General features: G+C 60.8%; 12 protein-coding genes. 5 read left to right on the forward strand and 7 right to left on the reverse strand.

Features of this window, described 5'->3' with window-relative positions; translation table 11 throughout:
* The first annotated feature begins 7 nt into the window (after positions 1 to 7).
* A complete protein-coding gene (locus tag YH62_RS22225; RefSeq protein ID WP_046796481.1) occupies positions 8 to 892 on the forward strand; it encodes a ribokinase in 885 nt (294 codons plus the stop codon).
* Positions 893 to 894: 2 nt separating this feature from the next.
* Here the strand turns inward: YH62_RS22225 and YH62_RS22230 are convergent, their stop codons facing one another.
* Positions 895 to 2031, reverse strand: coding sequence for an alpha/beta fold hydrolase (locus YH62_RS22230; RefSeq protein ID WP_046796482.1), 1137 nt, complete (start codon positions 2029 to 2031; stop codon positions 895 to 897).
* A gap of 282 nt (positions 2032 to 2313) precedes the next feature.
* Here YH62_RS22230 and YH62_RS31040 point away from each other — a divergent pair, with 282 nt between their 5' ends.
* Entirely contained in the window at positions 2314 to 2634 is a 321-nt protein-coding gene (locus YH62_RS31040) for an MHYT domain-containing protein (protein WP_046796483.1), read from the forward strand.
* A gap of 93 nt (positions 2635 to 2727) precedes the next feature.
* On the opposite strand, the gene YH62_RS22240 is transcribed toward YH62_RS31040, so the two are convergent.
* The 6 genes from YH62_RS22240 to YH62_RS22265 form a co-directional block, all read right to left on the reverse strand.
* Positions 2728 to 3438, reverse strand: a complete 711-nt coding sequence (locus YH62_RS22240; protein ID WP_046796484.1) for an ABC transporter ATP-binding protein — start codon at positions 3436 to 3438, stop codon at positions 2728 to 2730.
* Entirely contained in the window at positions 3435 to 5210 is a 1776-nt protein-coding gene (locus YH62_RS22245) for a branched-chain amino acid ABC transporter ATP-binding protein/permease (protein WP_046796485.1), read from the reverse strand. The genes YH62_RS22240 and YH62_RS22245 overlap by 4 nt, the downstream gene beginning before the upstream one ends.
* 3 nt (positions 5211 to 5213) lie before the next feature.
* The gene (locus YH62_RS22250) at positions 5214 to 6248 is read right to left on the reverse strand and encodes a branched-chain amino acid ABC transporter permease (RefSeq protein ID WP_046796486.1); all 1035 of its coding nucleotides are present in this window, start codon (positions 6246 to 6248) and stop codon (positions 5214 to 5216) included.
* Between the two features lie 83 nt (positions 6249 to 6331).
* Positions 6332 to 7471 carry an ABC transporter substrate-binding protein gene (locus tag YH62_RS22255; protein WP_046796487.1) on the reverse strand — a complete coding sequence of 380 codons (1140 nt, stop codon included), beginning with the start codon at positions 7469 to 7471 and terminating at the stop codon, positions 6332 to 6334.
* A 283-nt stretch (positions 7472 to 7754) separates the two neighbouring features.
* The gene (locus YH62_RS22260; protein ID WP_046796488.1) at positions 7755 to 8516 is read right to left on the reverse strand and encodes an SDR family NAD(P)-dependent oxidoreductase; all 762 of its coding nucleotides are present in this window, start codon (positions 8514 to 8516) and stop codon (positions 7755 to 7757) included.
* Positions 8513 to 10369 (reverse strand): feruloyl-CoA synthase, encoded by a 1857-nt coding sequence (locus tag YH62_RS22265; protein ID WP_046796489.1) that lies wholly within the window; start codon positions 10367 to 10369, stop codon positions 8513 to 8515. The genes YH62_RS22260 and YH62_RS22265 overlap by 4 nt, the downstream gene beginning before the upstream one ends.
* Positions 10370 to 10516: 147 nt before the next feature.
* Here YH62_RS22265 and YH62_RS22270 point away from each other — a divergent pair, with 147 nt between their 5' ends.
* From YH62_RS22270 to YH62_RS22280, 3 genes are read left to right on the forward strand one after another with little or no spacing between them, the layout of a single operon-like run.
* Complete coding sequence (locus YH62_RS22270) at positions 10517 to 11311, forward strand: crotonase/enoyl-CoA hydratase family protein (RefSeq protein ID WP_046796490.1); 795 nt, start codon at positions 10517 to 10519, stop codon at positions 11309 to 11311.
* Between the two features lie 10 nt (positions 11312 to 11321).
* Complete coding sequence (locus YH62_RS22275) at positions 11322 to 11789, forward strand: MarR family transcriptional regulator (RefSeq protein ID WP_046796491.1); 468 nt, start codon at positions 11322 to 11324, stop codon at positions 11787 to 11789.
* Positions 11786 to 12661, forward strand: a complete 876-nt coding sequence (locus YH62_RS22280) for an amidohydrolase family protein (protein ID WP_046796492.1) — start codon at positions 11786 to 11788, stop codon at positions 12659 to 12661. Before YH62_RS22275 ends, YH62_RS22280 begins: the two co-directional genes overlap by 4 nt.
* Positions 12662 to 12681 lie beyond the last annotated feature (20 nt).

Genomic DNA, 12681 nt, shown 5'->3' on the forward strand with positions numbered 1-12681 from the left:
TCGCGTGATGATCGTCACCTTCGGTTCGCTCAATGTTGATCTCGTCTTTTCGCTCGAGGCCATGCCGCAGCCTGGCCAAACGCTACTGGCGAAGTGTTTGCGCACGGAAGCCGGCGGCAAAGGGGCAAACCAGGCGCTGGCGGCGGCGCGCGACGGAGCTGAAGTGGTGTTCGTTGGCGCGATCGGTCGTGACCCGCTGGCGGAGATCGCAATTGCGAATCTTGCGACAGTCGCAGATGTCAAACGCGTAAGCCGCGTTTCGGAGCCGACTGGCTGCGCCTCGATTTTCATCGATGCGCAAGGCCGTAATCTCATTGCTGTCGCGGCCGGCGCCAATCTCGCAGCCTCTGCCGGGTCCGTCGACGATGATCTTTTGCACCGAGCCAATATCGTGCTCATGCAAATGGAGAACAATATTGGTGAGACGGAAAGACTCATTCGCCGCGTGCGGGATGCGGGAAAAATGTCGATCCTGAACCTTGCTCCCGCCACCGAGCTTGAGTTCGACCTGCTTTCGCTTTGCGATCTCATCATCGTCAACGACGATGAGGCTGTTGCCTTGGCTGGCTGGTTTGGATGTGAGCCTTCGGCAGAAGGAATCGCACACAGGTTGAACACGGGCGTGCTGCGAACGCTCGGCGAAGACGGGGCTGAAGCCGTCTTCAAGGGGGAGTTTGTCCGGGTCCCCGCCGTCAAAGTCGATGTCAAGGATACGACCGCGGCGGGAGACTGTTTCGTCGGTGTCCTCGCGGCATGTCTCGACCGTGGTCGGACTCTGAAAGAGGCAATGCAGCGTGCCGTTATCGCCGCGGGCATCGCCTGCTTGCGCGCCGGCAGTCAATCGAGCATTCCAACCAGGACCGAGACGGATAGCTTCACGTCGAGTCAATAACGCTACCGTGGTGAGTGGATCACACTGCCCGCGATGCGGAATGGACTTGTGACCACCGCGCCAGCCGTGTCGAACACGAAGGCACCGACATCGCCGGCGCCGGAGCGCGTGCTGTTTTCGAAGGTGGCAAGCTGCGCGCCGAATTTGGCGAGCGATGCATAACGATCGTGTCCCAGCCCATCGGATCCTTGGACGGACGTGATGTCGATTACCCGGAGCTTTTCTTTCAGGGCGACCTCCTCGATAAGGGGGTCGTCGATATCCAGACGTCCGACGCGGGCCCGCTCACCGGCGATCAGGCTGGAGGCCGTCAATGCACGATCGTCTTTCGAGACGAGGAGAGTGATCGGGGTCGCCATCTTGCCGATGTCCTTCAACTGCGATCGGAAGACATCCACGTCGATGTCGGGAGCGGCCAGGATGACGACCAGCTTTTGAAGGATATCGTCGCGGCGCTGGAGCTTGAGCTGGCGTGCCGCTTCCATGACCAGGAACCCGCCCATGCTATGTCCGAAGAGGATGATGCGTTTCGGGCTCCTGGAAGCGGCGAGCGATTTCACCAGGTCTGCGAGTTCGCTGCGCGAATACAAGGTCGCGTCGCGATCAGCGACGTATCCGGCGACCGCGGCAGCCGATGGCCAGGAAAACAGGATAGGCGTGCCCGGAAAATTGGCGTCCGCGGCTATCTGCGCTGTTCTGAATAAAGCCTCCTGATAGCTGTAGTTATAACCATGAACGAATATTCCGATCGAGCCGTCAAATCGTGCCGAGCGCGCCGCTGCCTGCACGAACGCGTCCTTCGGAAGTTGTTTGCGCCCGGTCACCACGAATTGGCGCTCCGGATTCGGTCTCGCCGACGGATAGGTGATGGTGGTGCCCTTCCTGTCGGGAGGCACCGAGAACTCGTACTGCTCGTATGTCAGGTTCTCCGCCCAGGTGCTTCCGTATCCCCCGGTTGTGGCGTCGCGATTCCTGTTGGTTGCGGTCAAGATGGTCACCTGATCCGAGGCGGCCTTATCCAGATGAACCGGACTGAGGACGCTCGACGAAGGTCTCGTGGCGCAGCCCGCCAGGAACATCATGGCGACGGCGATCACGATGTGAGTTTTTGTTTTCAAGAGCTCGGCGATCGTAAACATGGAGGCCTTTCTGCTTATGCCGCCGATTCAGTCAAAATTGGGAGCAGTTTAACAAAAGCAAGAGATCTCCATTTCAGTCTCGCAGCCATTGCCGGTTGAAGTGTGAATGAGCTTGTCCACAACGACCTGCTGAAATGTTCATTTCCTGTTTACCGTTTTGCAACCCGAGGGTGTCCATGATGAACTTCCGTTGCGAACGGAGGCCCTAATGTTTCGAGTTGTCGATGTGTTTGGACGCAGCATGATCACCTTACCGTCGGGCTGGCAGCGGCAATCTGCGTTATGGGTAGTATAGCCTTCTTCCTGGCACTGGAACGCGCCCAGGAATGCCGTGCCGAACGCCGCGCCTCTTGGCTGGGTCTGAGCGGATTGGCCGGCGGCCTCGGCGTCTGGGGCACGCATTTTGTTGCGATGCTTGCCTATGATGGGGGCCTCTCAATCAGCTTTGCGTTCATGCCGACCGTTTTGTCCGCCGGGATAGCCATTCTGGGCTTCTGGGAAGCATGCACAGGGCTTCTTCTTTGGCCGTCCCGGTCTGGGGCCGGCTGTCGTCACTGGCAGGTCTCGACCGGGACAAGCAGCTTAAGGTTTTGCAAGTCTTGAACTCGGCCCAGACCTTAGCGGCGGACGGGTTGATCCAGGCGCGCGGGCTGCGGATTGAAGTGGATCAGCACGAGAGTACGTCATCTTCGTGGTTCATTCGGGCACCAGACCGAGATAGCTTTCCATCAGCGCGGGGTCATGCGAAAGCTCGGCAGCAGGCCCGGAGCGGCGAACTTCTCCCAGTTCGACCAGATAGCCGTGATCGGCGATTTCCAGAGCGGCGCGTGCGTTCTGCTCGACCAAGAGTATCGAGACGCCGGTTTTTCGCAGTTCTGAGACGATTTCGAGGATATCGATGACGATCTTCGGAGCAAGGCCCAGACTCGGCTCATCGAGAAGCAGGAGCCGCGGCCGGCTCATCAGGGCGCGGGCAAGTGCCAGCATCTGGCGTTCGCCGCCCGAAAGCGTGCCGGCGAGTTGTTTGCGCCTCTCGGCAAGCCTCGGAAAGCGCCCATAGACCTCCTCGCGTGTATCGGCCCGCTCTGCCGCAGAACGAAGGAAGCCGCCGAGATCGATATTGTCCTTCACCGACATGGTGGTAAAGAGTTCGCGCCGTTCCGGTACGAGGCACAGGCCGGCGGCGACACGGGCCTCCACCGATGGCGGTATCGGCTTGCCGTCGTAAAGAGCGGTCCCGCTGCTCGGGATCACGCCCATAACGGCATTCAGCAGCGTCGTTTTTCCCGCACCGTTTGCACCGATCACCGCCACGATGGTGCCGGGAGCCATGGTGAGCGAAATTCCATGGAGAACCGGCGCTCTGCCATAGGCGACGCGAATGTCCTTCAGTTCGAGAAGATTCATGCCGCCACCTCGCCAAGATATGCTGCGATGACGGCCGGGTGCTGCCGGACCTCCGCAGGTTTGCCCTCGGCGATCAGCGTGCCGAAATCAAGCACGACCAGATGGTCCACCAGACCCATGACGAACCCCATGTCGTGTTCGACGAGAAGCACACTGACGCCCTCTTCCTTGAGCTTCCTCAGAAGAGCGGAAAGTTCCTGCTTTTCGGCGTGCCGAAGGCCGGCAGCAGGTTCATCGAGCAACAGGATTGTCGGATCGAGGCAGAGAGCCCTAGCGATTTCAAGGATGCGGATCTGGCCAAGCGCCAGGTCGCCGGCGGGGCGGTGCATGTTGGCACCAAGGCCGACGCGCTCGAGTTGACGTGCCGCTTCGGCAAGAAGTGTTGCCTCTTCCTGCCTTTCCAGATGGAGAAAGCTCTTGAACACGCCCGCAGAACCGCGCAGGTGCGCGCCCAGTGTGACGTTTTCCAGAACCGACATCGTCGGAAGGATCTTCGCGTGCTGGAACGTCCGGGCAATGCCGTGTTTGGCAATGCGGCGCGGGCTCATGCCCGAAAGCTTCTCTCCGCCATAGAAAACGCTGCCGCTCGTCAGAGACAGCATTCCCGTGATGAGATTGAATGTCGTGCTCTTGCCCGCGCCGTTCGGTCCAATCAGACCGGCGATCTGGCCAGCCTTAATCTCGAAACTGACGTCGTTCACGGCGACCAGTCCACCGAACGCCTTTCTGGCCATGTCGATGCGCAACAACGGGGTGCCGACCGCAGGCATGGTGCGTCGCGGCAGCGAACCTGCCGCCGCAGGCTGGCGGGTCGGTCGCTTCGCAGCGAATTTCAGCACAAGGGGCCACAGGCCGTCTCGTGCGAACTGGAGGATTGTGACGAGCAGCGCGCCGAAGACGATCATCTCGAAATTGATCGAGGAGCCGATGAGATCCGGCAGGAAGCGCTGCAGGAGATCCTTGAGGATCAGGACGACCCCTGCACCGAAGATAGCGCCCCAGACATGGCCCGCCCCTCCAACCACAGCCATCAGCAGATATTCGATGCCCATGTTGAGACCGAATGGCGTGGGATTCACCGAGCGCTGCATGTGAGCGTAAAGCCAGCCGGAAAGCGCGGCGACAATGCCGGCCAGGATGAAGACTGTGAGTTTGGCGCGAACGATGTCGACGCCAAAGGCTTCCGCCACCTGGCCGCCGCCGCGTAACGCCCGAATGCCGCGACCAACACGGGAATCGAGCAGGTTGCGGGCGCCGATTGCCGTCGCAATGACAAAAAACCAGATAACATAGTAGATCGACTGGCCACTGAGGAAGCGGTGGCCGGCGAGTTCCAGCGGAGGGATGCCGGAGATGCCGTCGTAGCGGCCGACCAGTTCGACCTGGCCGAAGAGATAATAGAGGGCAAGTCCCCAGGCGATCGTGCCGAGCGGTAGGAAATGGCCGGAGAGCCGTACGGTGATCAGCCCGAGCGGCAGCGCCGTGGCGGCGCCGGCGATCAGCGAAAGCGGCAAGGTCGCCCAAGGAGAAAACCCATAGGCCGTCGTCAGCACGGCGGTCGTATAGGCTCCGAAGCCGCAGAAGGCCGCCTGTCCGAAAGAGGTCATGCCGCCGACGCCAGTCAACAGCACCAGTCCGATCGCCACCAGCGAGGCGAGGCCGATATTGTTGAGGAGTGTGATCCAGAAGGGCGGCACCGGCAATAGGGGTACCAGCGCAAGAACGACGATGGCGATCGCGCCGGGCAGGGTGTGCTTGAGATCTGCCGTCATCACTCACTCCTCCTCATGCAGGCCGGCGCCGAGCGACAGCCAGATCAATACGGGGATGATCAGCCCGAACACGATGATCTCCTTGAAGCTGCTGGCGAAGAACGACGTGAAGGATTCGACCATGCCAACGCCGATTGCAGCGATGGCGGTGACGGGGAAGCTCGCGAGACCGCCGATGATGGCGGCCACGAACCCCTTCAACCCAATCAGGAAACCCGTGTCGTAGTAGATCGTTGTGATCGGCCCGATCAGCACGCCCGAGACTGCGCCGATCGTTGCCGCCAATAAGAATGCCGTCACGCCCGTGAATTGCGTCGGTACGCCAACGAGCCGTGCACCGAGCCGATTGACCGCGGTTGCGCGGAGTGCCTTGCCGAGCAGTGTTTTCTCGAAGAAGAGATAGAGGCCGACGATGATCGCGATCGTCGCGCCATAGATCCACAGGCTTTGGGCGGAAACAAGCAAGGGGCCCACCGCAAAACTGCCGGCGGAAAGGGGACGGGCGCGTAATCCTTCGGCGCCGAAGAAGACCAGGCCCAGTCCCATCATCGCCAGATGGACACCGACAGAGGCGATCAGCAGTACCAGCACGGAAGCATCCGCAAGCGGACGATAGGCGATGCGATAGACGTAAAACCCCATGGGGGCAATGATGGCGACAGTCAGGAGAGCTTTGACCAGGGACGGAAGCGCGAGGGGAGCGATGCCAAGCGTTACGGCGTAGATCGCGGCAGGCAGCGCGAGATTGAAGAGGACGCTCCACAAGATTGCAGCAGTGCTTGTCCCGCGTCGCATCGTCCAGAGGTCGACCAAAAAGGCAAGTAGACCGAAGCATATAAGCAGCGACGCAGTCGCCGGCACGCGGCCACCGTCGAGGAGAGCAAGGGTCAGCGCTCCATAAGCGACGAACTCGCCTTGCGGAATGAAGATGACCCGGGTCACCGAAAAGACGAGCACCAGGGCTAGCCCCAAGAGCGCATAGACTGCGCCATTGGTGAGGCCGTCCTGGATCAGGAAGGTCGCGATCGTTGCATCCAATGATAGTCCCTCGCCTTGCTGGTGGCTTCAATCAGGTCCCGCATCCGGAATTCCGGTTCCCAGGCGCCTTGCTTTGGTACCCCTTACTCGATCAACTCAAACTTCCCATCCTTGGCCGTCAGCAGCACCACGGCGCGTTCGTCAAGGCCGAGATGATCGTCTGCCTTGTATTCGAAGACGCCCTGGCTGGCCGGGAAGGGACCGCCGGTTTCGATCGCATCGCGAAGCGTATTGCGGAATTCCGATGTGCCGGGCTTGGCCTTTTCGAGTGCCACCGGTATCGCCTTCTTCAGGATCGCCATGGCATCATGAATGTGAGCCCCGAACTGCGTCCGCGTGCCCGCACCAAACTTGGCTTCATATGTTGTCACGTAGTCCATGCCGTCCTTCTTGGTTTCGGCGGTATCGGGCTGTGCCTCGGCAACCATCACCGGTCCGGAAGCAAACACGGTATTGTCGGCCGATGCGCCAGCGATCCTGAGGAAGTCGAAGGTCACCGCGCCATGGGTCTGATAGATGGTGCCTATGAAACCCCGCTCGCGAAGGCCGATCTGCGGCAGTGCTGCGCCCGTGCCGGATGCGCCGATGAGGACGGCGTCAGGCCGGGCGGCCACGATTTTGAGTACCTGTCCGGAAACGGACGTGTCGGGACGCGCGTATCGCTCGTCGGCGACCATTTCGAGGCCATATTCGGCGCCGATCGCCTTATACTGGTTGACCCACAGGTCGCCATAGGAGTCGGAAAAGCCGATATAGCCGAAGGTCTTTGCCCCGTCGGCCCTCATCTTTGCAAAAAGCGTCCTAGCGATAAGGCCCGCGTCCTGCGGCAAGACAAAGGTCCATTTCCCCTTGGAAATGTTTGGCGGGACGGGTGAAGCCGAGAAATGCGGGGTGCTGGCCTCGGCGGCCACACCCGCGACCGCAATGGATGCGGGCGTGAGTGCCGATCCGACGATCACGTCCACCTTATCGTCATTGACGAAGCGCCGGGCATTGGTCGTGGCGATCGAGGGATCGCCGGCGTCATCCAGCACGATCACCTTCAACTTCTCGCCGGCTATCTCGGAGGGCCAGAGCTCGACCGAGTTCTTCAGCGGAATGCCGAGCGCCGCCCCCGATCCCGTCGACGAGACCGTGACGCCGATCGTCACATCGGCGAGCGTCGGGTTCCCAAAGGACAAGGCAAGCGCGCCGGCCGTCCAAATAGCAATGTATTTCGCCATGTTCTTCCTCCCTTTAAGCCCGAAAAGGGCTAGCCTTCCGTCACCGATCAGATTGCGGCGCATGCATATTGTTTGAGCGCCGCCGAGATGCCGGGCGACCGCACTAAAGCTGTAATCGCGTTGCGGGCATTTCCGCTCCGTCGATGGTGGATGCCCGGTATCGCGATTGCCATCTCCTCCTCCGTGGTCCCGGGGTTGAGCGCCTGTATGGCCTCCAACTGCGCATGGCCTGCAAGAAATCGAAAGTTCCGGCGGCCTGTCCTGCGAAGAGAGACATGTTTCGTCACCGCGGCTGCATGCGCATGGCGCCATCGAGCCGAATGACCTCGCCATTTGCGTATTGGTTCTCGATGAGGAAGCGGACCGCATCGGCGTACTCGGCTGGATCGCCGAGCCGCGCTGGATACGGAACGGCGGCGGCAAGGCTTTCCTGCGTTTCCTGCGGCAACGTGTGGAGCAGCGGGGTCATGAAAATACCGGGTGCAACGGTGTTCACCCGAATACCGAAGCGAGCGACTTCCCGGGCGACCGGCAGAGCCAGCGAAACGATGCCGCCCTTCGCAGCTGCATAGGCCGCCTGACCGACTTGTCCCTCGAAAGCGGCGATCGATGCGGTGTTGACGATTACGCCGCGTGTCTTGTCTTCCCTCTCGGAAGCTTGGGCGATGCGTGCGATGGCAAGCCGCATCATGTTGAATGTGCCGATGAGATTGATCCGGATCACCTTTTCGAAATCGGCAAGTGGTAGCGGCCCCTCTCGACCGAGCACCCGACCTGCTGTAGCCACGCCTGCGCAATTGACGAGGATGCGCAGTCCGTCGCCGGCCGAAGCCGCGCGGTCGAGCGCTTCTTCGGCATCCGCCTCGCTGATGACGTCACCGGCAAGCGCCACGCCGCCGATGCCGCGCGCCACCTTTTCGGCCGCTTCGCCATTGCGGTCGAAGACATGTACGATTGCTCCGCGAGCTGCCAGCATGCGAGCGGTCGCCTCACCGAGGCCGGAACCGCCGCCGGTCACCAATGCACTCGATCCTTCGATTCTCATGCTGCGAGCTCCTTGCCGGCGTAGATGACATCGGGCGTATCCGAATAGAGCGCCTCGACCAGTTCCCTTCGATGCGCGAGCACTGCACGCTGGTTCAGAGAGCCCTTGTCGGTGATCTCGCCCTTTTCGAAGCGCGGTGGCTCCTTCATCAGCAGCATGCGCATCACGCGGGTGGCCGAACCGCTCGCCTTTCGCTGATGGTCTGCAAGTCTTGCGGCAAGCTCTGCGCGTACACTTGGGTGGACAAGCACAGCTTCGTCGTCCAAATCTGCATCGGGTGGAACGAGCTCGCGCAGTGCGGGCATAAAGGGGACCGCCAAGGCCCCCAGTTCCGCTCTGTTCTCACCTGTGATGACCATATCACGGATCAATCCGCCGAATTGGTTGACGAGCTGCGCGCGCAAAACCCCAACGGCGACCCATGTCCCCGTATTCAGTTTAAAGTTCTCCGCGGTCCGGCCGTCAAAATAGAAGCCCTTGGTCGGATCGCCGGGGGCGGCGAACTTCAACGCGTCGCCTATTCGATAGAAGCCCTCCTGGTCGAAGGCCTCGGCGGTCAGCTTCGGATTGCGCCAGTAGCCTGGCGTCACATTGGGGCCTTTCAGCCGCAGCTCATACTTGCCGTCGATGGGCACAAGCTTCATCGTGACACCCTGGGCTGGGATGCCAACGTTGCCGGGGCCCTGCTGCGGATCGGTGCAGAAGATCGCAAAGGGGGAAGTTTCCGTTGAACCGAGGCCCGTGCCGAGCGGCACGCGATGGCCAAGCGTCGTCTCGGCGAGCGTGTTCAGCGCGTCCCAGGTATGCTGTGCCATGCCGGCACCGGCATACATCAGCATCTTCAGGTCTCGGAAGAAGGTGCGGCGCAGCGCCTCGTCCTCGCGCATCGCCCGCACGAGCATCTCGTAGCCGGCAGGTACGTTGAAATACCAGGTTGGCGAGACCTCCTTGAGATTTGCGACGGTTTCGCCGATCAGTGCCGGTGTTGGCTTGCCCCTGTCGATATAGAAAGTGCCGCCGTTGTAGATGACGAGATTGAATACCTTGTTGCCGCTTGCGGTATGATTCCAGGGTGCCCAATCGACGATCACCGGCGGCTCGCTGCGCAGGTACGAATAGCAGTCGGCGACCATTTCCTGGTTGGAGCACAGCATCCGCTGTGTCTGGATCACTGCCTTCGGCGACCCGGTTGTACCGGAGGTGAAGAGGAACTTTGCGATCGTATTGGGACCGACGGCCTCGAAGGCCGCATCGACAGACGGGCCTGCACCCGCCTGAAGGAGGCTATCGAACCGCACGGCATTGCGACGGTCAGGGACGGGATTGCGCGCCGAGACGAACGGAATGTCAGGGCCGAAGGCCGCATCGACCGCCTCGACGAAAGCCATTCCGTCATCGGCGAAGACGAGGCCCGGGGTAATCTGCCGGGCGATATCCTTAAGCTTGTCGAAGTTGGTGGAGAGCGTGCAGTAGGCGGGCGAAAGCGCTGCCGAAGGAATGCCGACATGCTGGGCGGCAAGCGCCATCAGCGCGTGTTCTATGGAATTGTCGGACAGGATGGCCAGGGGGCTTTCGAGCGAAAGACCGAAGTCGAGGAGGGACTGCCCGATCCGTCGTATCCGGTCCAGGGCCTCGCCATAGCTGATCTTGCGCCAACCTCCATCCTCCCTGCGCTCCGCCATCCACGGGCGGTCGGGAGCCACCGAGGCCCAATGGACAAGACGCTCGTTGAGCTTGGCGGGATAGGGCTTGAGCGGATCCTTGCGCCAGATGAGTACGGTGCCATCCTGGCGGGTCTCCCATTCGAGAACCGGCGCCCACAATTCGACGTCTCGTACAGCCTTCCCCGTCATGACTCCTCCCAGACGTCAATCGCGAGAATTCGAACTTTGAGCCGCAACAGCTCCTCCTGAAATTTGTTTACAAGGAAACAATCTCCCTGTAAACAATCAAGTTGACAGGCGACGAGGAGAGCCTGACGTAACGGGAGATCATCGGGCATGGCGGCAGACGGCGCGGAAGGTTTCGTCACCTATGAGTTGAGGGGCGACATCGCGCATATCGGCCTTAATCGCACCGCAAAGCGCAATGCAATCAACGACCGTTTCGTCGAGATGATTGCCGAAGCCGCCGCGCGGGCGGAGCGTGAGGCAAAGGCCGTGGTGATCTTCGGCCATGGCGAGCACTTCTGCGCTGGGCTCGACCTTGCCGAGCACGTGAAAAAGTCGCCGATGGAAGGCGTGCGCGGCTCCCGCCGCTGGCATGCGGTTTTTTCCGGTATCGAGCATGGCGCCATCCCCTGGATATCCGCATTGCACGGTGCGGTCATCGGTGGCGGGCTGGAGCTTGCCGCCTCGACTCATATTCGCGTTGCCGATCGATCGGCTTTCTTTGCACTTCCAGAAGGCCAGCGCGGTATTTTCGTCGGCGGTGGCGGATCGGTCCGTGTGGCACGTCTGACCGGGGTCGCCCGCATGACGGACATGATGCTGACGGGAAGGGTGGTTTCCGCCGACGAGGCAGAGCAATGGAATCTCGCGCAATATATCGTGGATCCCGGCGAGGCGCGGGAAAAGGCACATAGTTTGGCGGAAGCTGCGGCAAGCAACGCCGAGATTTCCAACTACGCGGTCATCAACGCGTTGCCGCGGATCCAGGACATGGCCAAGGAGGATGGCCTGTTCGTCGAATCTTTCATTGCCTCCTTCACGGCGACCAGTCCGCAGGCGGAGGAGCGACTGCGGGCCTTCCTCGAAAAGCGCGTGGCGCGGGTCAAGGCGCCGGGCTCAGCCTGAGGATAATTCCATGGATATGACCGTCCGCACCAAGGAGGAAGTGGCTCTCGGCCGGCTGGAAGATGCGCCAGGCTTCCTGCTTCGCATGGCTCAGCTCAAGGTTTACGAACAGTTTTTCGATCAGGTAGGAGATCATCGCATAAAGCCTGGGGAATTTTCCGTCCTTTGGGTCATCTCCTGCAATCCAGGCATCCGCCAGAGTCTGCTCGGCCAGCGGCTGATGATCAAGCGCGCGCACATGACCAAGCTCATCCGAGCGCTGGAGGAGCAGGAGTTGGTATCCCGGCGTATTCCCGACGCGGATCGCCGTGCCGTGGAGCTATCCCTGACGACCAAGGGGCGGGCGGCGGTCGAGGCGGCCTCGCAATGGTTCTTCGCTTACGAGCAATCGCTTGGGGCAAATCTTTCGGCGAGTGAGCGCGAGCGGCTCATCGGGCTCTTGAAGAAATTCATCGGCATCAAGGCAACTGGCCTATGAACCTCCACGAACTGGTAGCGATCGATATCCACACCCATGCCGAGGAGCCCTGCTGCGGGCCACGCGATGACGGCTATGACGACTTCCAGGCCGGCATGGCGACGTATTTCAAGAATCCGGCGGGTCACAAAGGCATGCTGCCAACGGTCGAAGAGACAGCAGCCTATTACCGCGAACGCAAGATCGGCTGCGTCATCTTCCCCGTGGATGCCGAACGCGAAACCGGGTTTCGTCGCTACGAGAACGAGGAGGTGGCCAGGATCGCCGCCGAAAACCGCGACATCATGATCCCCTTCGCCTCGATCGACCCCGCCAAGGGCAAGGTAGGTGCGCGCGAGGCTCGGCGCCTAGTGAGAGAGTTCGGTGTCAAAGGGTTTAAATTCCATCCCACCATGCAGGGTTTTTTTCCGAATGACCGGATGGCTTATCCGCTTTATGAAGCCATTGCGGAGGAAGGCGCCATCTCGCTCTTCCATACCGGGCAGACGGGGGTGGGTGCAGGGCTGCGGGGCGGCATGGGCATGCGGCTCAAGTTTTCCAATCCCATCCATCTCGACGACGTGGCGGTCGATTTCCCCGACATGCCCATCATCCTGGCTCATCCATCCTTTCCATGGCAGGAAGAGGCGCTCTCGGTCGCTACTCACAAGCCCAACGTCTATATCGATATGTCCGGCTGGTCGCCGAAATACTTTCCGCCGATCCTTGTCCAGTATGCCAACACGATTCTGAAGAAGAAGATGCTGTTCGGCTCGGATTGGCCGGCCATCACTCCGGATCGTTGGCTCGCAGATTTCGAAAAGATCGATATCCGCGACGAGGTCCGTCCTTTGATACTCAAGGAGAATGCGCGCGCACTGCTGAAGCTATAAGCAAGCTTCGCGGCAACCGG

The sequence above is a fragment of the Rhizobium sp. LC145 genome (assembly GCF_001005825.1).
Classification (GTDB): Bacteria; Pseudomonadota; Alphaproteobacteria; order Rhizobiales; family Rhizobiaceae; genus Neorhizobium.